This window comes from Roseomonas acroporae (genome assembly GCF_023223525.1).
Classification (GTDB): domain Bacteria; phylum Pseudomonadota; class Alphaproteobacteria; order Acetobacterales; family Acetobacteraceae; genus Roseomonas_E; species Roseomonas_E acroporae.
Genome location: NZ_JALPRX010000103.1, coordinates 1 through 24884 on the forward strand (window position 1 = coordinate 1; position 24884 = coordinate 24884).

Here is a 24884-nt window from a genome sequence, read left to right on the forward strand (position 1 = left end):
CGGCCGGTTCGGTCGGCAGGTCGGATCCGATGACGTAGGGCATGCTCTCGCTCCTATTGCGCGGTGATGTGACGTTCGCGGACGACCCGCGTCCAGATCGCGGCCTGCTCCTGCAGGAAGCGGCCGAAGGCTTCCGGGGAGGAGGCCACGACGGTGCAACCCTGGCTTTCCAGCGGCTGGCGCACCGCCGGTGCCGCGAGCGCCGAGGCCAGCGCCGCGTTGAAGCGGGCGACCACGGCGTCCGGCACGCCCGACGGCGCGCAGAACCCCCAGAATGCCTCGGAGGCGACACCGGGGATGCCGGCCTCCGCGATGGTCGGGATGTCGGGCCGCATGGGCGAGCGCGTAGCGCCCGACTGCGCCAGCGGGCGCAGCGACGTGCCGACCTGCCCGCCCAGCCCCACCACGCTCGCCACGGCGAGGTCGATCTCCCCGGCCATCGCCGCCGTGCTCATCGGCCCGCCGCCGCGATAGGGGATGTGGATCATCTGCGTGCCCGTCACCTGCTGCAGCCGCTCCATGGTCAGGTGCGCCAGGCTGCCGACACCCACGGTGCCGAAGCTGATCCGGTCCGCCCCCGCCTTCGCCGCCGTCACCACCTCGGCCAGGGTGCGGTACGGCTTGGCGACGGGCGTGGTGACCAGCATCGGGGCGGTCGCCACCAGCATCACCGCCCGGAGATCCTTCTCCGGGTCGAAGCCGAGGGTCGGGTTGAGCGCGGGGTTCACGACGTGGCTGTCGAAGACCAGCACGAAGCTCTGCCCGTCCGCCGGGCCGCGCGCCACGACGGCGGTGCCGAGCGCGCCGCTGGCACCGGGACGGTTCTCGATCACGATCGGCACGCCCAGCGAGGCCTGCAGCGGCGCCTGCACCAGCCGGCAGATCAGGTCGGCGCTGCCGCCCGGCGGAAAGGGCGCGACGAGGCGGATCGGGCCGTTCGGCCAGGAAGGCTGCGCGCGCGCGATCGCCGGGGCGGCCAGCGCGGCGGCGCCGAGCACGAGGCCGCGGCGAGGGATTCCACTCATGTCGTTGCCCCCTTCATCGGCGCCGCCTACCCGGCGGCCCGCAGATGCCGCACCGGCCGGCCCGCCGAGACGGCCTGCGCGGCGCGCAGGATGGCCTGGGCATCGATCCCGTGCAGGCGGTGCAGGTCGGCGATGCTGCCGGTCTGGCCGAAATGCTCCACCCCCAGCGACCGGGTGCGGTGCCCCGCCACCGCGCCCAGCCAGCCCAGCGTCGCGGGGTGCCCGTCCAGCACGGTGCACAGGCCGCAATGGGGCGGCAGCTCCGCCATCAGCCGCTCGACATGACTGACGGCGTGCGCCGTGCCGGCCTCCCGCGCGCGCTGCGCCGCGGTCCAGCCGGCGTAGAGCCGGTCGGCGGAGGTGACGGCCAGCAGGCCGATGTCGCGCCGGTCCTCGCCCAGCAGCCCCGCCGCCTCGATCGCCTCGGGCGCCACCGCACCGGCATAGGCGATGACGGCCTGCGCGTTCGGGCCGGGCCGGCGCAGCCAGTAGGCGCCGCGGACCACGTCGGCGGCCAGCGCGGCGTCCATGTCGCGGCGCGGCTGCTCCAGCGCGCGGGTGCTGAGCCGCAGGTAGAGCGAGCCGCCGCGCCCGTCCGGCAGCCAGGTGGCGGGGTCGGGGGTGGCGTCCCCTTCCCGCTGCATGTGCGCGAAGCCCCAGCGCATGATCACGGCGAGCTCGTCGAGGAAGGCCGGCTCGAAGCTCGCCAGCCCGTCCTGGGCCATGCCGATCAGCGGCGTGGCGATGGACTGGTGCGCGCCGCCCTCGGGGGCGAGGGTGACGCCGGAGGGCGTCGCCACCAGCATGAAGCGCGCATCCTGGTAGCAGGCGTAGTTCAGCGCATCGAGGCCGCGCTCGATGAAGGGGTCGTAGAGCGTGCCGACCGGCAGCAGGCGCTCGCCGAAGAGGCTGTGCGACAGGCCGAGCGCGGAGAGCATGGTGAAGAGGTTCATCTCCGCGATGCCCAGCTCCAGGTGCTGGCCGGCGGGCGAGAAGCTCCAGTTGAAGGTCGAGGGGATGCGCTCGGCCCGGAAGGTGTCGGCCAGCTCCTCGCGCGCGAACAGGCCGCGGCGGTTCACCCAGGCGCCGAGATTGGTGGAGACGGTGACGTCGGGGCTCGTGGTGACGATGCGCGCGGCGAACTCGTCGTCGCGCCGGGAGATCCCGTGCATGATCAGCCCGAACCCGGCCTGGGTCGAGACCGCGCCGGCGCGCGGCGGCAGGTCCAGCGCCGGCGGCACCGTCACGGCCGGCGACCGGTAGCGCCGCGTCCCCCGCTGGACGAACGGCACGGCGTCGAGGAAGGCGCGCAGCGATTCCGCCGGCAGGTCCGGCCCCTCGAAGGGTTCCCATTCGTGCCCTTCGCGCACGCCCATGGCCTGCCGCAGGGTCGCCACCTGGGCCGGGTTCATCAGGCCGGCGTGGTTGTCCTTGTGCCCGGCCAGCGGCAGGCCGGAGCCCTTGATGGTGTAGGCGATGAAGCAGACCGGGCGGTCGTGCGTCCGCGCCGTCGCGAAGGCCGCCAGCAGCGAGGGCAGGTCGTGGCCGCCGAGATTGCCCATCAGCGCCGCCAGCTCCGCGTCCGAGCGGCGCTCGATAAGGGCGGAGACGGGCCCCTGGTCGCCCAGCTCCTCGGTCAGTCGCCGCCGCCAGGCGGCGCCGCCCTGGAAGGCGAGGGCGGAGTAGAGCTGGTTCGGGCAGGCCTCGATCCATTCGCGCAGCCGCTCGCCGCCCGGCTCGGCGAAGGCCGCCTGCTGCAGGACGCCGTGGCGCAGCACGACGACGTCCCAGCCGAAGTTGCGGAACATCGCCTCGAACTTCGCCCAGAGCCCTTCCCGCACCACGGCGTCCAGGCTCTGGCGGTTGTAGTCCACCACCCACCAGCAATTCCGCAGCCCGTGCTTCCAGCCTTCCAGCAGGGCCTCGAAGATGTTGCCCTCGTCCATCTCGGCGTCGCCGACCAGGGCGATCATCTTCCCCTCGGGCCGCTCCCCGCCCAGGCCGCGGGCGCGCAGGAAATCCTGCACCAGCGCCGAGAACAGCGTCTGCGCGACGCCGAGCCCGACCGAGCCGGTGGAGAAGTCCACGTCGTCCGCGTCCTTGGTGCGGGACGGGTAGGACTGCGCGCCGCCGAGGCCGCGGAAATTCTCCAGCTTCTCCCGCGTCTGCCGGCCCAGCAGGTATTGCAGCGCGTGGAAGACCGGGCTGGCGTGCGGCTTCACCGCGACGCGGTCCTCCGGCCGCAGCGCCTCGAGGTAGAGCGCCGTCAGGATCGTCGCCATGGAGGCGGAGGAGGACTGGTGGCCGCCCACCTTCAGGTCGTCGGCGGCCGGCCGCAGGTGGTTGGCGTTGTGGATCATCCAGGTGGAGAGCCAGAGCGCCTTGCGCTCCAGGGCCCGGAGAATCGCCAGCCTGTCCGGTTGCATCGGGATGTTTCCTGCCGTGGGCCCCGCGAGGGGCGGTGCGTCAGGCATGCGCCGCCTCGGTGGCGAGCGCGTGCAGGACGAAGGGTAGGATGCCGCCGTGGCGGACCCAGCCGGCCTCCCGCGCCGTGTCCACGCGGCAGCGCAGCGGCAGCGCGAAGCCGGTGCCGTCCGGCCGCCGGAGGGTGGCGGTCACGGTCGAGCCGGGCACCGGCGTATCGGGAAGGTCGGGCAGGTCCACCAGTTCCTCGCCGGTCAGGCCGAGGCTTTCCCGGGTCGTGCCGGGAAGCATCTGCAGGGGCAGCACGCCCATGCCGACGAGGTTGGAGCGGTGGATGCGCTCGAAGCTTTCGGCGATGACGGCGCGGACCCCGAGCAGGCGCGTGCCCTTGGCGGCCCAGTCGCGCGAGGAGCCGTTGCCGTAGTTGCGCCCGGCGACGACGACCAGCGGCACGCCCGCCGCCGCGTAGCGCGTGGCGGCCTCGTGCACGGTGACGGCCTCGCCCCCCGGCCAGTGCCGCGTCACGCCGCCCTCCCGCCCCGGCAGCATCAGGTTGCGCAGGCGCGTGCCGGCGAAGGTGCCGCGGATCATCACCTCGTGGTTGGCGCGGCGGGCGATGTAGCTGCTGAAGTCGCGCGGCGCGACGCCCTGCCCGATCAGGTACCGCCCCGCCGGGCCGTCGGCCGGGATGTCGCCGCCCGGGGAGATGTGGTCGGTGGTGACGTCGTCGCCCAGCAGCAGCAGGATGCGGGCGCCGGTCACGGGCCCCGTCGCCGGCGCCGCGTCGAGGAAGGGCGGCCGCCGGATGTAGCGGCTGTCGGGATCCCAGGCGAAGCGCGCGCCGTCGCCGGCGGGCAGGGCCTGCCAGCCCGCGCCGCCATCGGACGGCGCGCCGTAGCAGTCCCGGAACAGCTCCGGGCCGAGTGCCGCCATGGCGCTCTCCACCTCGTCCGGGCCGGGCCAGACGTCCCGCAGCAGGACCGGCCGGCCCGCCGCGTCGTGGCCCAGCGGCGCCTCGTCCAGCGGCCGCAGCACGCTGCCGGCCAGCGCGTAGGCCACCACCAGCGGCGGCGAGGCGAGGTAGGTGCCGCGCACCAGCGGATGCAGCCGCCCCTCGAAATTGCGGTTGCTGGAGAGCACCCCGGCCACGACCGTCCCCTGCGCCGTGATCGCCGACTCCACGGCCGGGTCGAGCGGCCCGGCATTGCCGGCGCAGCTCATGCAGCCGTAGCCGGTGACGTCGAAGCCGAGCGCCGCCAGCGGGGCCAGCAGCCCCGCCCGCGCCAGCAGGGCGGTGACGGCGCGCGAGCCGGGCGAGAGGGAGGTTTTCACCCAGTCCCGGCGTGCCAGCCCCCGCGCCAGCGCGTTGCGCGCGAGCAGCCCCGCCGCGAGCATCTGCCGCGGGTTGGCGGTGTTGGTGCAGGAGGTGATGGAGGCGATCACCACGTCGCCGTCGCGGGGATGCGCCCCCTCCCGCTCCGCCGCCCGCCCGCCGAGCAGCGCGCGGAAGCTGTCCGGCACGCCGGCGAGCGGCCGCCAGGCCTCCGGCCGGCCCGGCCCGGCCACGCCCGGCACGATGGCGCCGAGGTCGATCTCGACCAGCGCGTCGTAGTCCGGCGTCGCGTCCGGGTCGCGGAACAGGCCCTGGGCCCGGGCATAGGCCTCGACCAGCGCCACGCGCGCCGGCGGGCGGCCGGTCAGCCGCAGGAAGTCCAGCGTCCGGCCATCCACCGGGAAGAAGCTCATGGTGGCGCCGTATTCCGGGGCCATGTTGGCGATCGTCGCGCGGTTCGGCAGATCGAGCGCGTCCAGCCCGGGGCCGCAGAACTCCACCGCGGCGCCGACCAGGCCCAGCGGGCGCAGCCGGGCGGTGACGGCCAGGGCGATGTCGGCCCCCAGCAGCCCGGCCCGGGTCGCGCCCACCAGCCGGCAGCCGACGACGCGCGGCACCACGAGGCTCACCGGCTGGCCGAGCAGCGCCGTCATCGCCTCGATCCCGCCCACGCCCCAGCCGAACACGCCGAGCCCGTTCACCATCGGCGTGTGGCTGTCCGTGCCGACCAGCGAATCCGGGAAGGCCCAGCGCACGCCGTCGACCGCGGAGTCGGCCCCGGAATCGGCGACGACGCTGGCGAGGTGCTCGACATTGACCTGATGGACGATGCCGTTGCCGGGCGGCACCACGCGCAGGTTGCGGAACCGCGCCTCCGCCCAGCGCGCCAGCGCGTAGCGCTCGCGGTTGCGCTCCAGCTCGATCGCCATGTTCCGGACCACGGCGTCCGGCGTGCCCGCGTGGTCGACGGCGACGGAATGGTCGATCACCAGGTCGGCGGGGATCAGCGGGTTGACCCGCGCCGGGTCCAGCCCGCGCGCCGCCACCGCGTCCCGCATCGCCGCCAGGTCGACCAGGAGGGGGATGCCGGAGCTGTCGGGCATCAGCACGCGGACGGGATGGAAGGAGACCTCCCGCCCGGCCTCACCCGCCACGCCGCCCCGGCTGGCCAGGGCGCGGATGTCGTCCGCCGTCACCGTCTGCCCGTCCTCGTGGCGCAGCAGGTTCTCCAGCAGCACGCGCAGGCAGAGCGGCAGCCGGTGGAGCGGCGCGCCGGTCGCGGCCGCCAGGGCGGGCAGGCTGTGGAAGGCGTAGCGTTCGCCACCCACCGTCAGGCAGCGCCGTGTCCCGAAGCTGCCGGCCATCGCCGCGACTCCCCCGAACCGAAGTCAACAATTGATCTTTATTGTCTACAATGATAGGCCAATGTCAACACGCGTCGAGGGCAGCTATGGACGAGGCTTCGGCACGCGGCGGCGAGCGGGCGGCCGTGGACGACATCGTGGAGCAATTGGAGAACGAGATTCTCTCGGGCGCTCTCGGCCCGGGCGAGCGGCTGTCCGAGCAGACCCTGTCGGCACGCTTCGGCGTCAGCCGCGGCCCGCTGCGCGAGGCGGTGCGGACGCTGGAGGGGCGCCGCCTGCTGGAGCGCACGCCCTTCGCCGGCGTCCGGGTCGTCAACCCGTCCCTCGCGGACCTGGAGCATCTGCTGACGGTGCGCGAGGCGCTGGAGGGCACGGCGTGCCGCCTGGCCGCCGAGAACATGTCGCTGATCGAGACCCGCCGCCTGCGCGCCTGCCTCGGCGACTACGAGCGGCGGATCGAGACGGAGGGGCTGGGCAGCGTCTTCCGCCGCGGGTCGCGCGACAACGACTTCCACGTCCAGATCGTGCAGGGAAGTCACAATCCCTGGCTGCACGCGCTGCTCTGCCGCGACCTCTACTCCATCCTGCGCGTCGTCCGGCTGCGCTCCGTGGGCCTCGGCAGCCGGGCGCAGCGGGCGGCCGAGGAGCATCTCGCCATCCTGCAGGCCATCGAGCGGCGCGACCCGGACGCGGCCGAGCAGCTGATGCGGCGGCACATACGCGTCGGACGGGAGAATCTGCTGCGGCTCCAGGCCGCTGAAGCCGCGACGTGACCGGCGCGATGCCGGCGGCGCGGGCCGTGGCGGCCGCCGGCGGATCCGGCAGGCCGCCGGGCACGAACGCGCCATCCGGCGGCAATGCAGCCCGCCGGCTTGCAACGGAGTCCATTCCGGCCGGATCGCCGGTCGGGAGCACGGCAATGCGGACGGGCCGGCCGGCGGGCAGGCCCGTCATCGGGCCGGCCAGGCCACAGGCGGAAGCCCCGGGTCTGCCGCCCGCCGGCTCCCGCCCCGAGAACGGAGAGTGTCTCATGACGGACGCAGCCCCGAAGGGCGTGGTGCTCCACCCCGGCGAGATGAAGGCCTACGAGCGCGGCGGCGGCGCCAGGACCATCCCGCTCGTCGGCCCGAGGATCGGCGCGAGGGGTTTCCTCAACGGCATGACGATCTTCGGGCCGGGCGCCGCGATCCCGCTGCATACCCACAATTGCGAGGAGAGCGTTCTCCTCCTCGAGGGCAACGCGATCGCGGAGATCGACGGCGAGCGCCACGAGATCACGGCCGGCGACATCTCCTGGATTCCCGAGGGCGTGCCGCACCGCTTCGTCAACGCCTCGCGGACGGAAGGGATGAAGATCCTCTGGACCTATGCCCGCGTGGACGCCACCCGCACCCTCGTCGAGACGGGCGAGACGCGGCCAGTCCTGGCCGAGCACGGGGATTAGGGCATTTTCGAGCTGAGCGTACTCGCTCAGCGGCTCGGGAAATGCGCCATATCGAAGGCCAGAGCGGATCGCCGGCGGGCGGACACGCCCGGCGGCGTGAATCCGCGCCGGGAACAACGAGCGACGGCGAACCGCAGGCCCAACCGGGCAGCGGTTCGCTGTGGAGCCGTTCCCGATCCGGGCATACCCGCCCGGCGATGCGGGAATGCGCGACCGTTCGGATCGGGGAGACCGGTCCTGACAGGGAAAGGGGCGCGACGCGGTACTCCCGCGTCGCGCCCCTTCATCGAATGCGGATGCTCCCCGCGTGCGGACCGGCCGGATTGCCGGATGGCGCCGCCGACCCGGCGGGGCGCCCTGCCTGCCGATCCGCCTCCGGTCCCCGGCCGGGCCCGCGCCTGGGCGAGAACCGGCTTGCCGGAAGACTCAGTTCCGGGAACCGCGGGTGCCGGCGCTGGCCAGCGCGGCGTTGCTCGGCGCCGGAGCATAGACGATCTGCATGTTGTCGCCGCCGCCGATCATCGTCGCCACGCCGAGCGGCCGCTCGGTCCGGCGGCCTTCGACGGCCGCGCTGTACTGGGTGTTGTCGCCGCCGCCCTGGATGCTGGCATAGGCACCGCCCACCACGTTGCGGCTGGGCTGCGGGTAGACGATCTGAAGGTTGTCGCCGCCGCCGGTCATGATCGGGCCGGCATCCTGCGCCATGGCGGCGCCAACGGTGCCGAGGGCCAGGGCGGAAGCGAGGGTAAGCATACGGAACATAACTGAACGCCTTCATATTACTGGCGCTGTCCAGAGGGGGAAGCCTGTCTTCCTCGGTGGGCTGCGTCTTGTTGCTGACCGGAAGATGGGTCAGTGGGCGTTCCATGACTAATAACCAATGAGGATTGTCCCCATTCGTCTCGTGGATGGGTAGGGGGTTGCGCCGCATTCTCCCGGATGGCATCGGCCTTCGTCGCCCGGCACTGCCGGCCGGGCCACCGGCTGCCGTCGGGCAACCCGTTGCCTGCGGCCGATCCGGGGGGCGACCGGCCCACGGCAAGCGGCCCGCCGACGATCCGCTCCGGGGCGATGTCGTGCTCTCCCGTCGGATGACGTGCGACCCCCAGCCTGCCCCGGACTTCTGCTGCCCGGCCAGGGCGGATCGCCGGAGGGCGGCTATGCCCGACGGCGTGAATCCGCGCCGGGAACAACGAGCTACGGCGAACCGCAGGCCCAGCCGGACTGCGGTTCGCCGTAGTCTCGGCATCGGCACGCCAAGGAATGAGGCGCCCTGCGGATCCGCCTCCAGGCAGGTCGGTACGTCGTCGCCGGTGGCCACCGGGCGGCGGAGGCGTGCCGTCGTGGCCCTGCGGGCGATCCGCCCCCCTGTTCCCCGCCCCTTGATCGCCCTGGGGCGCCCCCTGGGGCCGCCCACTGGGACCGCCCCCCTGGCGCCGACGACGGGCCTCGTTCCGATGGCCACCGCTACGCACCGGTCCCGTGTGGCCAGGCTTCGGCATCGCTGCCGCCAGCGTGAACCCCGGACGCCACCCCGAGCCGTCGCGGCCGTGATCCGCGTCGGGCAGCCGGCGCGCGGCCTGCCGGCAGGGCGGCCATGCCGCGAGGACGACGTCCCATCCGCTGCCGGTCGACCGCGCCGCAGGGCGGTCCGGCGCGACGTGGAATTTAATCGTGAAAAATAGTGTTGATTAAATTTCCACGATTAATAACGATGATTCGGCCCGTTGCCATCCAGGACACGGCGCGCGGAAGGTGAAACCCGATGTCCCACCATCTCACCCGGGGAATCCCGGCCGGCCCCCGGCCCGGCATGCCGGCGCAGGCGATGCGCTGTCGCCGCCCCGCCGCCGGCCGGCCGCGCCCACCCCATCCCTGACCAGACCACGCCATCCCCGGAGACGGGCATGATCGCCTCCCATCCCATCGACGTCGCGGGCCATTTCGTCGGCGTCGCCATCTCGGAAGCCGGCCTCTGGCGCTTCCGGGCCATCGATCCCGCCGTGAGCGCCCTGGAGGGCAGCCGCTTTCCCTCCTTCGCCGACACCGTCCGCGCGGCGCATCAGGCCCGCATCGAGCCCGGCCTGCCGAAGGCGTCGCCTCCGGACGCCCCGGCCGCGCACCGGCGGCAGCAGGACGCGCCGCGGCACGCCCGTCCGCGGACGGGCCGATGAGCGCGCCCGGCGACGTGGCCGCGCGGGGCCGCGTCGAGCTGCGCGGCGTCGGCAAGCGCTTCCGCGTGGACGGGCGCGAGCTGACGGTGCTCGACGGCATCGACCTCGTCATCGAGCCCGGCGAGTTCGTCACGATCCTGGGCGCCAGCGGCTGCGGCAAGTCCACCCTGCTGCGCCTGCTGGCGGGGCTGGAGCATCCCGACGCCGGCGAGGTGCGCCACGACGGCCGCGCCATCGCCGGCACCGGGCTGGAGCGCGGCCTGGTGTTCCAGGAGCCGCGGCTCTTCCCCTGGCTCACCGTCGCGGAGAACGTCGCGGCGGCGCTGCTCAACGCGCCGCTCGACGCGGATGCGAAGCGGCGCGCCGTGGCCGGCCACATCGCCATGGTCGGGCTCGGCGGCTTCGAGCGCGCCTATCCGCATCAGCTCTCGGGCGGCATGGCCCAGCGCGTGGCGATCGCGCGCGGGCTCGTCAACCGGCCCGGCCTGCTGCTGCTGGACGAGCCCTTCGGCGCGCTCGACGCCTTCACGCGCGAGCAGCTGCAGGACGAGCTGCGCGCGCTGCAGGCGCGCGAGGGCTTCACCACGGTGCTGGTGACGCACGACGTGGAGGAGGCGCTGTATCTCGGCGACCGGGTCGTCGTGATGTCGCCGCGCCCGGGCCGCATCCGCGCCGTCATCGCCGTGCCGCTCGGCCAGCCGCGCGACCGCGCCGACGAGCTGCTCGGCCGCCTGCACCACGCCGCGCGCGCCGCGCTGCGGGACACGCTGCCCCTGGCCGCCTGAGCCCTGGCCGCCTGAGCCCTGGCCGCCTGAGCGCCAACCCGGGCGCCGGCCCGGGCGGCCGCCACGCCAACACGACGGGAACGCCCCCATGTCCTTCCAGACCACCCGCCGGCGCCTCGCCCGCCATGCCGCGCTGGGCGCGCTCGGCCTCGCCGCCGGGCTGCCGCGCCGGGCGCGCGCCGCCGAGCGCGTCATCCGCCTCGGCTTCGCCTCGATCGGCGCCGGCAACCGGCAGTTCACCGGCGGCTCGCCGGCCGCCCTCGCGCATGCGGAGCGCCACCTGGAGCGCGACTTCGCCGCCGACGGCGACGTCGCCATCCGGTGGCACTTCTTCGCCGGCGCGGGGCCGGCGGTGAACGAGGCGCTGGCGAACAACCAGCTCGATTTCGCCATCCAGGGCGACCTGCCCTCGGTGATCGGCCGCGCCAACGGGCTGCGGACGCGGATCGTGCTGGCCTCGGGCATCGACAACCCGATCTACCTCGCCGTGCCGCCCGACTCGCCGATCCGGGGCGTCGCGGACCTGCGCGGGCGCACCGTGGCGTGGCACCGCGGCACCAACCTGCACCTCGCCATCGCCAAGGTGCTGGCGGCGAACGGACTGAGCGAACGCGACCTCAAGGTGGTGAACATGGACTTCGCCACCGCCGACGCGGCGCTGGCCAGCCGCAACATCGAGGCGCAGTTCGGCTCGCCCACCGTGTTCTCGCTGGTGCGACAGGGGCTGGCGCGCATCGCCTACACCACGAAGGGCGACAACCCGGCCTACGGCCGCAACTCCACCCTGCTGGTCACGGAGCAGTTCGAGGCCGCGCATCCCGACTTGGTGGCGCGCGTCGTGAAGGGCATCGTCCGCGCCAGCGACTGGGCCTCGGACGAGGCGAACCGCGAGGCGCTGTTCGCGATCTGGGCGCGCTCGGGCCATCCGCTGGAGAACTACCGCGACGACTTCGCCGGACTGCCGCTCACCGCGCGCAACAACCCGCTGCTCGACGACTTCCTGGAGCGCCAGTACCAGGCGCAGGCCGAGCAGGCGCTCGAATACCGGCTGATCCGCCGGCCGGTCGGCACCCAGGGCTGGTTCGAGCGCCGCTACCAGGAGGCCGCGCTGCGCGAGCTTGGCCTGGAGGGGCGCTGGCAGCGGCGCGGCGCCGACGGCAAGGCGCAGGGGGCGGCATGAGCGGCGCCGCCTACGCCGGGGCGGCGGCACGGCCGGCGGCGCCCGGTCGCCGGGCCGGCGGCGCGGGACGGATCGCGGCCCGGCTGCGCGCCGGCATCGCCACGCTGCTCCTGCCGCTGCTCGTGCCGGCGGCGCTGCTGCTGCTCTGGTCGGTCGCGTCGGACCGGGGCTGGCTGCCGGCGCAGATCCTGCCGGCGCCCGGGCTGGTCCGGGACACCCTGCTCGACCTGTGGCGCAGCAGCGACCTGACGCGCGACGCCGGCATCAGCCTCGGGCGCGTCGCGCAGGGCTTCGCGCTCGGCGGCGCGCTCGGCCTGCTGCTCGGCGCCGCCATGGGCCTGTCGCGCACGGCCGAGGACTACCTGAAGCCGCTCCTCACCGCGCTCGCCCAGGTGCCAACCATCGGCTGGGTGCCGCTGCTGATGCTGCCGCTCGGCATCGGCGAGACGCTGAAGGTGGCGATCATCGCCAAGGCGGCGCTGGTGCCGGTGGTGCTGAACACGCTGGCCGGCATCCGCGCCGTGCCGCCCGCCCTGTTCGAGGTGGCCGCGGTGTTCCGCTACACGCGCGCGCAGCTGCTCGGCCGCGTGCTGCTGCCGGCGGCCGTGCCGCCGCTGTTCGCCGGCCTGCGCCTCGGCCTGACCAACGCCTGGAAGGCGCTGGTGGCGGTGGAGCTGCTCGCCTCGTCGGAAGGGCTCGGCTACCAGCTCGTCTGGGGGCGGCAGATGATGCAGATGGATGTCGTGATCGCCGCCATGGTGGTGATCGCGGCGTTCGGCCTGCTGCTCGATGCCGGCCTCGGCCGCGTCGAACGCCGGCTCCAGCGCTGGAGGGTGGCGGCATGAGCGCGCTGCCCAACCCCGCAGCGGGACCTACGGCGGGCCGCGCGACGGGCCCCGCGCGCCGGGCGCTGCGCGGCGTGCTGCCGCCGCTGCTGCTGCTCGCGGCGTGGCAGGCGGCGAGCACGGGCGGCCTCGCCGATCCGCGCCTGCTGCCGCCGCTGGAGCGCGTCGCGGCGGCGGCCTGGACGCAGCTCACCGCCGGCAACCTGCGCGACAGCCTGCTGCGCGACCTCGGCGGCTTCGCGCTGGGGGCGTCGGCCGGCCTCGGCCTCGGCCTGCTGCTCGGCCTGTCGCCGCTCGCGGGGCGGCTGCTGCGGCCGAGCTTCGACGCGCTGAAGGGGATCGCGGTCTTCGCCTGGATCCCGCTGATCGCGATCTGGTTCGGCTTCGGCGAGGCCTCGAAGCTGGCCTTCATCGCGCTCGCCGCCTTCACGCCGGTCGTGCTCAACGTGGACGAGGGCGTGCGCGGCGTGCCGGCGCCGCTGCGCGAGGTCGCCGCCGCCCTCGCCTGGACGCCCTGGCAGCGCCTGACGCGACTCGTCCTGCCGGCGGCGCTGCCCTCGATCCTGACCGGCCTGCAGCTCGGGCTGATCCACGCCTGGCTCGCGACGGTCGGCGCCGAGTACTTCCTGGCCAAGGGCAGCGGCCTCGGCGGCGTGCTGATCGAGGGGCGCGACCGCTTCGACATGGCGCAGGTGCTGCTCGGCGTCCTGCTGCTGGGCGGCGTCGGCTACGCGCTGAACCGCCTCGCCGACCTCGCCGCCCGCCGGCTCACCCGCTGGCGCACGGCCTGACTCCGAAACCCGAACGGGAAAGGGATGAACCGCATGTCCTACGACGCCATCACCGTCACGCCGGTCTCGCCGCATCTCGGCGCCTTCGTCGCCGGCATCGACCTCGGCAACCCGCTCAGCAACCGGCAGGTGGAGGAGGTGCACCAGGCGCTGCTCGACCACCAGGTGCTGTTCTTCCGCGACCAGAGGAACATCACGCTGGAAAGCCAGAAGGCGTTCGGCCGGCATTTCGGCGAGCTGCACGTCCACCCCAACACGCCCGGCCCCGAGGGGCATCCCGAGATCCTGCCGATCCACGCCGACGCGAATTCGAAGCGCGTCGCCGGCGAGCGCTGGCACTCCGACGTCTCCTGCGACCCGGAGCCGCCGCTCGGCAGCATCCTGCACATCCACACCGTGCCGCCGATCGGCGGCGACACGCTCTTCGCCAGCAGCGGCGCCGCCTACGACGCGCTCTCGCCGCGCCTGAAGACCTACCTGGAGGGGCTGACGGCGTTCCACTCCGGCGAGCGTTCCTACCGCCGCACCAACCGCCTGCTCGGCATCGACGACCGCGGCCGCACCTTCCCCAGCGCCAACCACCCGGTGGTGCGCACCCACCCGGAGACGGGCCGCAAGTCGCTCTTCGTCAACCGCGGCTTCACCTACCGGATCAACGAGGTCTCCGAGGAGGAGAGCGACGCGATCCTGAACTACCTCTACCAGCACCAGGAGAAGCCGGACTTCCAGGTGCGCTTCAACTGGACGCCGGATTCCGTGGCGTTCTGGGACAACCGCGCGGTGCAGCACCTGGCGCTGTGGGACTACTACCCGAACACGCGCTCGGGCTTCCGCGTCACCATCAAGGGCAGCAGGCCGGTCTGACACCGGCCCGTCTCCGGGCGGGCCTTGCGGAATCCCGGCCTCGTCCGGGGTTCCGGCATGCTCTGCGCGAGGCAGGCCGAGCGGGCGGCGCCGGCTCGGAGCGGGGCATCCGCGGGCCGCCGGTGCGCGGCCGGGGCGATCCTGCGGGCGCGCGGCCTGCGGCCTCGCCTCACGCCGAGCGTGCCGGCGGGGCGGGGCGGTGCCCGGCGGCGCCTCCCTCGCCGCCCCCCGGCAGGCCCTGCGCGACCAGCCGGGCCAGCGCGCGGGGCTGGTCGGTCATCTGCGGCAGCCCCATCAGCTCGCCATAGGTGCCGCGCGCCGGCGGGCCGGCCACGAGCAGGTCCGGCTGCGCCGCACCGGCGGCGTCGAGCGCCCGCCCGGCGCCGTCCACGGCGATGCCGAGGCCGCAGGGATCGGGCAGGATGGCGCCCGCCTCCCACAGGCTGCGCAGCGCGGGGTTGGCGGCGAGGGCCTGCCCGTGCGCCGGGCCGGTGCAGTTGACCACCGCCGACACCGTCCGCCCGATCGCCGCCGCCGCCGCCGGGGCGCCGCGCGGACGGAGCAGGAGGTGGATACCGTCCGCCTCCGGCCGCGCCTCCAGCAGGCTCCCGGCGAGCAGGAGGACGCCGCCCGCCGCGATCTCCCGCCGCAGCAGCGCGTCGATCTGCGGCGCGCTCTGGAAGCGGTGCACGTCCCACCAGGCGCGCAGGTGCCGCAGCGCACGGCGCTTCTCGGCCAGCGGCAGGGCGCCCCAGACCGCCGGCGCCTGCTCGCGCAGCGCGGCGATCACGTTCTCCCAAGGGCGGCCGGCAGCCACCTCGGCCGCGACCGCCGCGCGCACCCGGCGCAGCAGCGCGGTGGCGCCGGTGGCCGGCGCGGTGGCGAAGTCGCCGGCCGGGCCGACCGGCAGCGGGGTGCGCGGGCGCGGCAGCAGCCCGTGCCGCGACAGGGCCAGGATCCGCCCGGCATGGCCGCGCCGGCGCAGCGCCGCCACCACGTCGCAGCCGGTCAGGCCGGTGCCGAGCACCAGGACGTCGCCCGTCCCCGATACCCGGTCGAGCGCCGCCATGTCCCAGGGATCGGCCACCAGCCGTGCGTCGCCGGACAGCGTGCGCAGCGGCGCCGGCAAGGCCGGCGGCAGGTGCCCGGTGGCGAGCACCACGCACCCGGCCGGCAGCACGCCGCCGTCGTCGAGCGTGACGAGGAAGCCGCCGGGCGCCCGGCGGATCGCCGTGGCCCGGGCACGCCGGTGGCGGAACGCCATCGCCGGCGCGGCGGCGACGGCCTCGGCCAGCCGCTCGGCGACGTAGCGGCCGAACGCGGCGCGCTGCGGGAACAGGCCGCCCCCCGCCACCGTCGCCGCCGGGTCGCGCGCCGGCACGCCCTGCCGGCGCAGCCAATCGTCGAAATCGGCCGGTGCCTCGCCGAACAGCGACATGCGCGTCGCCGCGACGTTGACGCGGCTCGTCGGCTCGGCGGTGGAGTAGGCGAGGCCGGCGCCGGGCAGGGCCGCTGGCTCCAGCAGGGTCAGCCGCGCCGGCCGGTCGCCATGGTCGCGCAGCAGGTGCAGCGCGAAGGCGGCCCCTGCCAGGCCGCCGCCGACCACCACGATCCCGGGCATGCTACCGGGCACGATGCCGGGCCCGTCGGTCATCCCACGCACGCCGCCCCCGGCGCCGCGGCCGAGGCGCAGTCCCGGTGGACCTCCCGCGGGGGTCCGGGGCGGGGCGCAGCATCGCCACCCGGTCGGCCAGCATCGGCGCCTCCTCGATGTCGTGCGTCACCGGCGCCGGGGTGGGCCGCGCCGCCTCCGCGACGGCGGCGGCATGGCGAGCGCGGTTCCGTCAGCCCTGGCGAACGGGATCCGCTCTGGAGCATTTTCAAGCTGGGTGTACTCACCCAGCGACTCGGAAAATGCGAAAAGCCAAAAGGCCAGAGCATTTTCAAGCTGAGCGTCCTCGCTCAGCAGCTCGGAAAATGCGCCGGATCAAAGGCTAGAGCCGTGCCAGCAGGCGCCGCGCCCGCTCCACCACGGGCAGGTCGATCATCTGCCCCTCGAAGGCGACCGCGCCAATCCCCCGCGCCAGCGACTCCTCGAACGCCGCCACCATCCGCCGCGCGCGCGACACCTCGGCCTCGGAGGGGCCGTACTCCTCGTTGATGACCGGCACCTGCGCCGGATGCACGCAGGAGGTGCAGGCGAAGCCGAGCCCGCGCGAGCGCCGCAGCGCCGCCCGGTACCCCTCGGGATCGGAGATCCCCGCCACCGTGCCGATGAAGCCGAGCGGCAGCACCCCCGCCGCGCGCGCCGCCACCAGCCCCAGCATCTTGGGCAGGAACAGCGAGTCGGCGCTCGGCTCCGCGCCGAGATCGAGCGCCAGGTCCTCGCCGCCGACGCTCAGCGCCACCAGGCGCGGATCGGCGCGCGCGATCGCCTCCATCTGCGACAGCGCCGCGGCGCTCTCGACGATGCCGACGAAGCGCACATGCCCCGCCGGCAGCCCCTCCGCCGCCTCGCGCGCCGCGACCAGCTCGGCCAGCAGCCGCACATGGTCCGGCCCGATCAGCTTGGGCAGCACCAGCGCCGTCACCTCGCGGCACACCGCCGCCTCGATGTCGGCCACGGCGAGGTCGAGCGGCCGGTTGATCCGCACGCACACATCGGCGCCGGCACGCCCCTCGAAGGGCTGGCCCACACGCCGCGCCGCCTCGCGCAGCCCGGCGCGCGCGGCCGGCTTCTGCGGCGGCGCAACGGCGTCCTCCAGATCGAGGATGATCGCGTCGGCGCCGCGCATGTGCGCCTTGGCGACGAACTTCTCGGTGCCCGCCGGGCAGTAGAGCAGCGAACGCCAGGGCGGCAGGGTGCGGTCGGTCATGGTCGGGCGCCTCGCGGGCTAACACGTTTCGGGGAAGGCGCTGCCTTCCCCGGACCCCATCCGCCAGGAACCTCCGGTTCCTGGACCTCCGCTGGCGTTTGCGCCCGGCACGTTGCAACGCACGAGGCCTGAATCCGAACGGGGGATCCAAGGGGGCTTCGCCCCTTGGCGGGCGGGGGTGCGGGGGAGGGCCGCGCCCTCCCCCGCCCCTGGCCTACTTCCCGCGCTTCTCCAGCGGCACGAACGCCAGATCCTCCGGCCCGACATAGTTCGCCGTCGGCCGGATGATCTTGTTGTCGATGCGCTGCTCGATCACGTGCGCCGACCAGCCCGAGGTGCGCGAGATGACGAAGAGCGGCGTGAACATCGCCGTCGGCACGCCCATCATGTGGTAGGAGACGGCGCTGAACCAGTCGAGGTTCGCGAACATCTTCTTCGTCTCGGCCATCACCGCCTCGATGCGGTCGGCGATGTCGTACATCTTCCGGCTGCCCGCCTCGTCGGAGAGCCGCAGCGCCACGCCCTTGATGATCTTGTTGCGCGGATCGGCGATCGTGTAGACGGGATGGCCGAAGCCGATCACCACCTCCTTGTTCGCCACGCGCCGGCGGATGTCGTCCTCCGCCTCGTTCGGGTCGGCGTAGCGCTTCTGGATCTCGAAGGCCACCTCGTTGGCGCCGCCATGCTTGGGCCCGCGCAGCGCGCCGATGCCGCCGGTGATGGCGGAATACATGTCGGACCCCGTGCCGGCGATGACGCGGCAGGTGAAGGTCGAGGCGTTGAACTCGTGCTCGGCGTAGAGGTTGAGCGAGGTGTGCATCGCCCGCACCCAGCTCTCGGACGGCGCCTTGCCGTGCAGCAGGTGCAGGAAGTGGCCGCCGATGCTGTCGTCGTCCGTCTCCACCTCGATCCGCCTGCCGTTGTTGCTGTAGTGGTACCAGTACAGCAGCATCGAGCCGAGCGAGGCCATCAGCCGGTCGGCGATGTCGCGCGCGCCGGGGATGTTGTGGTCCTCGCGCTCCGGCAGCGCGCAGCCGAGCGCCGAGACGCCGGTGCGCATCACGTCCATCGGGTGCGAGGCGGCGGGCAGCGCCTCCAGCGCCTGCTTCACGCTCGCCGGCAGGCCGCGCCAGGAACGCAGCTTGGCCTTGTAGCCGCGCAGCTCGCTCTCGTTGGGCAGCGAACCATGCACCAGCAGGTGCGCCAGTTCCTCGAACTCGCACTGCTCGGCGATGTCGAGGATGTCGTAGCCGCGGTAGTGCAGGTCGTTGCCGGTGCGCCCCACCGTGCACAGCGCGGTGTTACCGGCGACGACGCCGGACAGCGCGACCGACTTCTTGGGCTTGTTGGCGGGCGGTGCCGTCTCGCTCATCGTTCCCGTTCCCTGTCTTCTCGTCGTCGTGGCGGCGGTCATGATGGTAGCCAGGCCACCGCCCCGCATCGTCCCGGGCGGCGCGACCGGCGCCGCCCTGCATCCCCGGCGCCGGCGGCGCCCTGCATCCACGGCGCCGGCGGCGCCGCTCGTCACGTCATGCGGCCGGCTCAGCCCTTCCAGCCGAAGATGCCGGTCCGCTCGCTCCGCGCCAGCTTGCCCGTGGGCAGCGCCACGGTCAGGCCGAACAGCTCGTCATGCTTCAGCTCCGGCAGGCGCTGCGCGACCGCGAGGAACCGCTTCGCCTCGGCCGGGTCGAGGATCCCTTCGGTCAGGATCTCGAACTTGCGCACGTAGTCGGCGCGCTTCCAGGGCGTCGCGCCCAGCGTGTGCGCGTTGGCGACCGCCATCTCCTCGTCGTGGACCGTGCCGTCCTTCATGCGGATGATGATGCGCCCGCCGAACGCCTTCACGTTCGGGTCGTCGGCGTGGTAGCGCTCGGTCCACTTCGGCACCTCGACGGTGCTGATCTTGTGCCACAGCCGCACCGTGTCCGCCCGCCGCGCCCGCTCCGGCGCGTAGGACCTCACGTGATGCCAGGCACCGTCCTGCAGCGCCACCGCCACGATGTACATGATGGAGTGGTCGAGCGTCTCGCGCGACGCCTCCGGGTCCATCTTCTGCGGGTCGTTGGCGCCGGTGCCGATCACGTAGTGGGTGTGGTGCGAGGTCTCGATCAGGATCGAGTCCACGTCGTCCCAGTTCTGGATCTTCTTGCCCATCTTGAAGGCGAGGTCGATCAGCGCCTGGGACTGGTACTCGGCCGAATGCTCCTTGGTGTAGGTGTCGAGGATGGCGCACTTGGCCTCGCCCTTGCCCGGCAGCGGCACCTTGTAGTGCGCGCCCTTGCCGTCCAGCATCCAGGCGATCACGCTGTCCTCGCCCTCGTAGATCGGGCTCGGCGCGCCCTCGCCCAGCATGGCGCGGTCCACCGCCTCGACGGCGAGCTTGCCGGCATGCGACGGCGCGAAGGCCTTCCAGGAGGAGATCTCGCCCTTGCGGCTCTGGCGCGTCGCCGTCGTCACGTGCAGCGCCTGCTGCACCGCCTGGTAGATGGTCTCGGTGTCGAGCCCGAGCAGCGTGCCGATGCCGGCCGCCGCCGAGGGGCCGAGATGCGCCACGTGGTCGATCTTGTGCTTGTGCAGGCAGATCGCCTTCACGAGGTCGACCTGGATCTCGTAGCCCGTGGCGAGGCCGCGGATCAGCGCCTTGCCGTCCGCGCCGCACTGCTGCGCGACGGCCAGGATCGGCGGGATGTTGTCGCCGGGGTGGCTGTACTCGGCGGCGAGGAAGGTGTCGTGGTAGTCGAGCTCGCGCACCGCCGTGCCGTTGGCCCAGGCGGCCCATTCGGCGTGCACGCGCACGTCCGGGCCGCAGCCGAACACGGTGGCGCCGCCCTGGCGCGGATGCGCCAGCGCCTGGGTGCGCGCCGTGGTCACGGGATGGCGGTTGATCGCGGCGATCGCCACCGAGGCGTTGTCGATCACCCGGTTGATGATCATGTCGGCCACCTCGGCCTCGACCGCCACCGGATCGGTCGCCACCTCGGCGATCTTCCAGGCGAGCTGGCTCTCGCGGGGCAGCCGGTCGGCCTCGGGGTGGACGCGGACGTCGTGAATCTGCATCGGGTCTGACGTGGCTCCCTGATTTTGCGAAGATCGCGAAGAACGTTGTCGCCGTGAAGTCCCCGCGCTGCATTTTCGGGCGAAGGCCGCCGCTGCGGCTGCGAAGGTCGCGAAGCCCGCGCGGCCTCTCACCGCCACGCCCCGCGCCCCGGCCCTTCCCGCCGGCGGGCCCTCCCGGCGCGGCGCGGAGCCTATCCGGCCGGCGCCGCCCCGGCGAGTCCGTCCCGCGCCGCCCCGGCGGGGCCCCGCCCCACGGCGGCACCGGCCGCGCGACGCGCATCCTCCCGCATCGGCGGGCGCGCACCCCGCCCACGAGCGCCCTACCCGCGCACCAGCGGGCAGCCGCTCGCCGCCGCCCTGGCGCCGCAGTCGGGCGAGGCCCTACCCGCGCACCAGCGGGCAGCCGCCCGCGCTCATCGGCCTGAAGGCCTCCTCGGCGGGGATGGTGTCGCGCACCGTCATCACGTCGCCGGGGTAGCGGCTCTCGCCCGGCTTCTTCACCTCCAGCAGATAGGCCGGGTGGATCTTGCGCCCGTCCTCGCGGATGCGGCCCGGGCCGAACACGTCGTCATCGGTCGGCATCGCCTTCATCCGCTCGATCACCGCCCGCCCCGACGCCTTGGCCCGCGCCACGCCGAGTTCCTTGACCGCCTTCAGGTAGTGCCACACCCCCGAATACGCCCCGGCATGCACGTAGTTCGGGAACACCCCCGCCGGCAGGCGCGGCCGCATGCGCGCGGTGAAGGCGCGCGTGCGTTCGTTGAGATCCCAGTAGAAGGTCTCGGACATGGTCACGCCCTGCATGGTGGGCAGCCCGACCGCGATCACGACGGTGATCGAGCCCACCATCGCCGCCAGCGACACGCCCTGCCGGATCAGCCCGAATTCCTGCGCCTGCCGCACGCAGTTCACCAGGTCGTCGCCCGCGTTGGCGAAGGCCAGCACCTTGGCGCGGCTCGCCTGCGCCTGCACCAGGAAGGCCGAGAAGTCGGTCGTCCCCGGGAAGGGATAGGCGGAGGAGCCCACCACGCGCCCGCCCGCCGCCTGGATGATCGGCGTCGCGTCGCCCTGGATCGCCTTGCCGAAGGCGTAGTCGGCGGCGATGAAGTACCAGGTGTCGCGCCCCGCCCGCGTCAGCCCGCGCCCGACCGCGTTGGCCAGGCACCAGGTGTCGTAGCTCCAGTGGATCGTGTTGGGCGAGCATTGCCGCCCCGTCAGCTCCGCCGTGCCGGCGGAGGTGTTGAGCTGGATGCGGTCCTTGTCGCGCACGATGCTGTTGAGCGCGATGGCGGCGGCGCTGTTGCCGACATCGGTGACGACGTCGACGCCGCGCCGGTCGAACCATTCGCGCGCGATGCCGACGGCGGTGTCCGGCTTGTTCAGGTGGTCGCCCGAGATCAGCTCCACCCGGATCTCCGGGTTGGCGGCGGTGAACTCGTCCACCGCCAGCTTCGCGCAGGCGACGCTGGTCGGCCCGGTCACGTCCCGGTAGGGGCCGGACAGGTCGGTCAGCACGCCGATGCGGATCACGTTGTCCGCCCCCGGGCGCTCCGACTGGGCACGGGCGGGGCGGAACGGCAGCGCGGCGGCCGCGCCGAGCACGGCGCGACGGGGTATCTGCATGGACTCTCTTCCTCGTCTGTCTCGCCGCTTCGGCGCGGCGTTGACGGGGAGCGTAGCACCGGGCGCGCGGGGCGCGGCAACGGGGAGGCCGCGGGGTCACGGCGCCGGGCGCAGGCCCGTGCCCGGGCACTGCCCCTCGGGCGCGACCCGTTCTAGAGCATTTTCAAGCTGGGCGTACTCGTCCAGCGGCTCGGAAAATGCGCTGAGTCAAAGGCTAGCGCCGTTCCAGCCTGATACAGTCAGGCTGGAACGGCGCTAGCCGCCGAGGCTGGCCGCGAACACCCGCGTGTAGTTCCCGCCCAACAGCGCCCGCAGCTCCGCCGCCGAGAAGCCACGCGCCAGCAGCGCCGCGGCCAGCGCCGGCAGGTCGCGGTAGCTGTCGAACACCGCCGGGCCGGTCAGCCCCCGCATGTCGGTGCCGAGTCCGACATGCTCGACGCCCACCACCTCCACCATAGCGGCGAAGCCGGCCGCCAGCGCTGCCATGTCCGGGAAGCGCGAGGCCGGCGGCCAGATGCCGATCACCCCGCCCGTGCCGGCCACCACCCGCGCATGGTCGGGCGAAACCAGTCGGCTGAACCGGCCCGGCGCGTCGGCGAGCGAGGTGTGCGACAGCACCAGCGGCCTGGTCGTCACCGCCGCCGCCTGCTTCACGAGGTCGTAGGTGCCGTGCGCCACGTCCACCACCACGCCGAGGCGGTTGCAGCGCCGGATCACCTCGGCGCCGACCGGCGTGAGGCCGCCATGCACCGGCGGCTCGGTCTGGATGTCGCCCAGCTCGTTGACGCGGTAGTGGGTGAGCTGGAGGTGCCGCAGCGCCCAGCGGTTCCGCGCCGCCTCGACTCCGGCCGGATCGCCTTCCAGGAAGTCGGCGCCCTCGGCCGACACCACCACCGAGGGGCGACCGGACCGCGCCGCCCGCAACGCGGCGGCGTCGGTGATCACCGCGAGCTCCTGCTCCCGCAGCAGCGCGTGCAGGCGGGCGAAGGAGGCCTCGCCATAGGCGCGCAGCTCGCCCGGGGCGGGATCGCGGAAGGGCCGGATGCGGCGGTCCGCCATCACCCGGTGCACCGGGGAGTCGGAGACGATCGCGAGGCAGATCGCGGCCATCCCGCCCGCCCGCATCGGCTCGGCCACCGGCAGGAACGGCGCCTGCCCGGCCACGCGCTGCGTGCCGATGACGTGGCCGGCATGGCTGTGGATGTCCACCGTGGCACTGTCGGCCAGGGCCTGCCGTGCCGCCGCCTCGTCGGCCGCACTGGCAGCAGGGGTACAGGCGGCGAGACAGAGGAGCGGCCCGGCCGAGAGCGCGGCGCGCCGGCCAAGCCTCGGTGGCACGGCACCGACTGGGCGATCGGCGGGGCCGGCCACCGGCCATGCCGCCTCTAGCCGGTAGCGCCACCCCGCCTCCGCTTCCTCCAGCACGCGCCAAGTGCCGCGCAGCCGCAGCGGCCCGCCCGAGGCCAGGACCGGCGCGGTGGCGATCACCTCGATCCGCCGTGCCGGGTCGCGTGGCAGGCAGCCAAGGCAGCAGCTCGGCTCCGACAACAGGGCCAGATAGTCGTGCGCCGCGCCCGGCTCGAAGCAGCAGGGCCAGCCGGTCACCTCGACCGTCTGCCCATCGTGGCGCGCCGCACTGCCACTCTCGATCCCGGTCCAGTCGAGGGACGCAATGGGGCGCGCGGCGGGGTGCGACCCGCCGGCCCCGGCGCCGGGCCGGCGAGGCGTGGCAGGGCATCGTCGCGTCGCTGCCGACACGGCCCGCGTCACGTCCATCGGTCAACCCCCGCCTGCACCCTCGTTGTGCGCACGATCGGCCACCAGCAGGCTCTCGTCCAGGATCGCCAGCAGGCGCTCGGCCTCCGCCTCGCCGATGACCAGCGGCGGGGCGAGGAACAGCGAGGTCTGCTCGCCGCTGGTCCCGATCACCGCCCCCAGCGACAGCGCCCGCGCCGCCACGCGCGAGGCGACCGGTGCCTCCGGCGTGTCCGCCAGCCAGCCGCGCCAGTCCGGCCCGTGCAGCTCGACCGTCCAGTGCAGCCCCTGCCCGGCGACGCGGCAGACGCTCGGGTGGCGTCGCGCCATCGCCACCAGCCGCCGCCGGAACAGCGTCTCCAGCGCGGCGACGCGCGCCAGCAGCGCCTCCTCCCGCAGGATGCGCAGATAGGCGGCGACGGCCGCCATGGCGATCGGGTGGCCGCGCAGCGTGCCGTAATTCTGCCAGGCGGCGCCGCGCAGCCGCTCCACCATCTCGTGCGACAGGATGATCGCCGCGACCGCCTGGGCGCCGCCGCCGAGGCCCTTGCCCAGCGTCGCCATGTCCGGCCGGCTCGTCCCGCCCTGGAAGGCGAAGGCGCGCCCCGCGCGGCCGAGCCCCGTCACCACCTCGTCGGCGATCCAGAGGCAGCCGGCCGCGCGCGCCATGCCGGCCACCGCGTCCTGGTAGGCGCCGTCGTGGTAGAAGCCGCCCTGGGTGTAGTCGAGGATCACCGCGGCCGAGTCCGCGAGCTGGCCCGGCGCCGCCGCCAGCCTTTCGGCCAGCGGCGCCGGCACCGCCCCGTCGCTCCGCCAGGCGGCGCCCTCCGGCGCCGGCAGCACGCGCACCGGCGCGCCGGGAAAGGGCCGCCGCGTCGCGCCCGGGGCCGCCAGCCCGCCATGCCAGTGCGGCTGCACCGTGACGTCGCGCGACAGCCCGACCAGCCCGTGATAGGCGCGCTCGCGCGTCGCGATCGGCTGCCGCCCGGTCAGCGCCTGCGCCAGCGAGAGGGCGATGTCGTTCGCCTCGCTGCCGCTGAGGCAGAAGCGCACCGCCCCGGCCCAGCCCTCGTCCGCGAGCCCGGTCTCGAACAGCGCCTCGGCCGCCGCGTCGCGCCCGGCCCAGCGCCAGCCCTCGCTGACCGTGGGCAGCGACACCGCCGCGCGCAGCGCCTCGGCCATGCGCGGATGGCCGTGGCCGAGCGGGCCGCCCGTGTTGCTGCCGTCCAGCACTCGCCTGCCGTCGTCGAGCAGGAAGTGCACGCCCTCGCCGCCCACCACGCGCGGCGCCTCGGTGCCGGCATTCAGGCCGGTTCGCAGCAGCCTGCCCATCCGCCCGTCCTC

General features: G+C 74.1%; 19 protein-coding genes. 8 read left to right on the plus strand and 11 right to left on the minus strand.

What is annotated here, in order from left to right; all coding sequences use genetic code 11:
- Positions 1–53: 53 nt before the first annotated feature.
- From M0638_RS21685 to acnA, 3 genes are read right to left on the minus strand one after another with little or no spacing between them, the layout of a single operon-like run.
- Complete coding sequence (locus tag M0638_RS21685) at positions 54–1025, minus strand: tripartite tricarboxylate transporter substrate-binding protein (RefSeq protein WP_248669045.1); 972 nt, start codon at positions 1023–1025, stop codon at positions 54–56.
- 26 nt (positions 1026–1051) lie between these two features.
- Positions 1052–3451, minus strand: a complete 2400-nt coding sequence (locus M0638_RS21690; RefSeq protein WP_248669046.1) for a transketolase — start codon at positions 3449–3451, stop codon at positions 1052–1054.
- 40 nt (positions 3452–3491) lie between these two features.
- Entirely contained in the window at positions 3492–6146 is a 2655-nt protein-coding gene (acnA, locus tag M0638_RS21695; protein ID WP_248669047.1) for an aconitate hydratase AcnA, read from the minus strand.
- Between the two features lie 86 nt (positions 6147–6232).
- Here acnA and M0638_RS21700 point away from each other — a divergent pair, with 86 nt between their 5' ends.
- Entirely contained in the window at positions 6233–6919 is a 687-nt protein-coding gene (locus M0638_RS21700) for a GntR family transcriptional regulator (RefSeq protein WP_248669048.1), read from the plus strand.
- Positions 6920–7176: 257 nt separating this feature from the next.
- Positions 7177–7590, plus strand: coding sequence for a cupin domain-containing protein (locus M0638_RS21705; protein ID WP_248669049.1), 414 nt, complete (start codon positions 7177–7179; stop codon positions 7588–7590).
- Between the two features lie 426 nt (positions 7591–8016).
- Here M0638_RS21705 and M0638_RS21710 read toward each other — a convergent pair whose 3' ends face one another.
- On the minus strand, positions 8017–8352 hold the full coding sequence (locus M0638_RS21710; protein WP_248669050.1) for a hypothetical protein: 336 nt from the start codon (positions 8350–8352) through the stop codon (positions 8017–8019).
- 1145 nt (positions 8353–9497) lie between these two features.
- Here M0638_RS21710 and M0638_RS21715 point away from each other — a divergent pair.
- The 6 genes from M0638_RS21715 to M0638_RS21740 all read left to right on the plus strand — a co-directional run bounded on the left by M0638_RS21715 (position 9498) and on the right by M0638_RS21740 (position 14229).
- Complete coding sequence (locus M0638_RS21715; RefSeq protein ID WP_248669051.1) at positions 9498–9764, plus strand: hypothetical protein; 267 nt, start codon at positions 9498–9500, stop codon at positions 9762–9764.
- Positions 9761–10549 carry an ABC transporter ATP-binding protein gene (locus tag M0638_RS21720; RefSeq protein ID WP_248669052.1) on the plus strand — a complete coding sequence of 263 codons (789 nt, stop codon included), beginning with the start codon at positions 9761–9763 and terminating at the stop codon, positions 10547–10549. Before M0638_RS21715 ends, M0638_RS21720 begins: the two co-directional genes overlap by 4 nt.
- Before the next feature lie 88 nt (positions 10550–10637).
- Positions 10638–11729, plus strand: coding sequence for an ABC transporter substrate-binding protein (locus M0638_RS21725; protein ID WP_248669053.1), 1092 nt, complete (start codon positions 10638–10640; stop codon positions 11727–11729).
- Positions 11726–12574, plus strand: coding sequence for an ABC transporter permease (locus tag M0638_RS21730; RefSeq protein ID WP_248669054.1), 849 nt, complete (start codon positions 11726–11728; stop codon positions 12572–12574). The genes M0638_RS21725 and M0638_RS21730 overlap by 4 nt, the downstream gene beginning before the upstream one ends.
- On the plus strand, positions 12571–13365 hold the full coding sequence (locus M0638_RS21735) for an ABC transporter permease (RefSeq protein ID WP_248669055.1): 795 nt from the start codon (positions 12571–12573) through the stop codon (positions 13363–13365). Before M0638_RS21730 ends, M0638_RS21735 begins: the two co-directional genes overlap by 4 nt.
- A gap of 33 nt (positions 13366–13398) precedes the next feature.
- Positions 13399–14229, plus strand: coding sequence for a TauD/TfdA dioxygenase family protein (locus M0638_RS21740; RefSeq protein WP_248669056.1), 831 nt, complete (start codon positions 13399–13401; stop codon positions 14227–14229).
- Positions 14230–14398: 169 nt separating this feature from the next.
- Here M0638_RS21740 and M0638_RS21745 read toward each other — a convergent pair whose 3' ends face one another.
- The 7 genes from M0638_RS21745 to M0638_RS21775 form a co-directional block, all read right to left on the minus strand.
- Positions 14399–15883 (minus strand): FAD/NAD(P)-binding protein, encoded by a 1485-nt coding sequence (locus M0638_RS21745; protein WP_248669057.1) that lies wholly within the window; start codon positions 15881–15883, stop codon positions 14399–14401.
- 340 nt (positions 15884–16223) lie between these two features.
- On the minus strand, positions 16224–17105 hold the full coding sequence (locus M0638_RS21750; protein WP_248669058.1) for an HpcH/HpaI aldolase/citrate lyase family protein: 882 nt from the start codon (positions 17103–17105) through the stop codon (positions 16224–16226).
- Positions 17106–17319: 214 nt separating this feature from the next.
- Positions 17320–18477, minus strand: coding sequence for a bifunctional 2-methylcitrate synthase/citrate synthase (prpC, locus tag M0638_RS21755; RefSeq protein ID WP_248669059.1), 1158 nt, complete (start codon positions 18475–18477; stop codon positions 17320–17322).
- 170 nt (positions 18478–18647) lie between these two features.
- The gene (locus tag M0638_RS21760) at positions 18648–20162 is read right to left on the minus strand and encodes an MmgE/PrpD family protein (RefSeq protein ID WP_248669060.1); all 1515 of its coding nucleotides are present in this window, start codon (positions 20160–20162) and stop codon (positions 18648–18650) included.
- Positions 20163–20543: 381 nt separating this feature from the next.
- The gene (locus tag M0638_RS21765) at positions 20544–21785 is read right to left on the minus strand and encodes an ABC transporter substrate-binding protein (protein WP_248669061.1); all 1242 of its coding nucleotides are present in this window, start codon (positions 21783–21785) and stop codon (positions 20544–20546) included.
- Between the two features lie 255 nt (positions 21786–22040).
- Positions 22041–23390: a dipeptidase gene (locus M0638_RS21770; protein ID WP_248669062.1), complete on the minus strand. Its 1350-nt coding sequence runs from the start codon at positions 23388–23390 to the stop codon at positions 22041–22043.
- A gap of 174 nt (positions 23391–23564) precedes the next feature.
- Complete coding sequence (locus M0638_RS21775; protein WP_248669063.1) at positions 23565–24872, minus strand: aminotransferase class III-fold pyridoxal phosphate-dependent enzyme; 1308 nt, start codon at positions 24870–24872, stop codon at positions 23565–23567.
- Positions 24873–24884 lie beyond the last annotated feature (12 nt).

Bases quoted from the DNA above. Each gene is read 5' to 3' on its own strand.
- M0638_RS21685 (WP_248669045.1), bottom strand. From the start codon at position 1,025: ATGAGTGGAATCCCTCGCCGCGGCCTCGTGCTCGGCGCCGCCGCGCTG.
- M0638_RS21690 (WP_248669046.1), bottom strand. From the start codon at position 3,451: ATGCAACCGGACAGGCTGGCGATTCTCCGGGCCCTGGAGCGCAAGGCG.
- acnA (WP_248669047.1), bottom strand. From the start codon at position 6,146: ATGGCCGGCAGCTTCGGGACACGGCGCTGCCTGACGGTGGGTGGCGAA.
- M0638_RS21700 (WP_248669048.1), top strand. From the start codon at position 6,233: ATGGACGAGGCTTCGGCACGCGGCGGCGAGCGGGCGGCCGTGGACGAC.
- M0638_RS21705 (WP_248669049.1), top strand. From the start codon at position 7,177: ATGACGGACGCAGCCCCGAAGGGCGTGGTGCTCCACCCCGGCGAGATG.
- M0638_RS21710 (WP_248669050.1), bottom strand. From the start codon at position 8,352: ATGTTCCGTATGCTTACCCTCGCTTCCGCCCTGGCCCTCGGCACCGTT.
- M0638_RS21715 (WP_248669051.1), top strand. From the start codon at position 9,498: ATGATCGCCTCCCATCCCATCGACGTCGCGGGCCATTTCGTCGGCGTC.
- M0638_RS21720 (WP_248669052.1), top strand. From the start codon at position 9,761: ATGAGCGCGCCCGGCGACGTGGCCGCGCGGGGCCGCGTCGAGCTGCGC.
- M0638_RS21725 (WP_248669053.1), top strand. From the start codon at position 10,638: ATGTCCTTCCAGACCACCCGCCGGCGCCTCGCCCGCCATGCCGCGCTG.
- M0638_RS21730 (WP_248669054.1), top strand. From the start codon at position 11,726: ATGAGCGGCGCCGCCTACGCCGGGGCGGCGGCACGGCCGGCGGCGCCC.
- M0638_RS21735 (WP_248669055.1), top strand. From the start codon at position 12,571: ATGAGCGCGCTGCCCAACCCCGCAGCGGGACCTACGGCGGGCCGCGCG.
- M0638_RS21740 (WP_248669056.1), top strand. From the start codon at position 13,399: ATGTCCTACGACGCCATCACCGTCACGCCGGTCTCGCCGCATCTCGGC.
- M0638_RS21745 (WP_248669057.1), bottom strand. From the start codon at position 15,883: ATGACCGACGGGCCCGGCATCGTGCCCGGTAGCATGCCCGGGATCGTG.
- M0638_RS21750 (WP_248669058.1), bottom strand. From the start codon at position 17,105: ATGACCGACCGCACCCTGCCGCCCTGGCGTTCGCTGCTCTACTGCCCG.
- prpC (WP_248669059.1), bottom strand. From the start codon at position 18,477: ATGAGCGAGACGGCACCGCCCGCCAACAAGCCCAAGAAGTCGGTCGCG.
- M0638_RS21760 (WP_248669060.1), bottom strand. From the start codon at position 20,162: ATGCAGATTCACGACGTCCGCGTCCACCCCGAGGCCGACCGGCTGCCC.
- M0638_RS21765 (WP_248669061.1), bottom strand. From the start codon at position 21,785: ATGCAGATACCCCGTCGCGCCGTGCTCGGCGCGGCCGCCGCGCTGCCG.
- M0638_RS21775 (WP_248669063.1), bottom strand. From the start codon at position 24,872: ATGGGCAGGCTGCTGCGAACCGGCCTGAATGCCGGCACCGAGGCGCCG.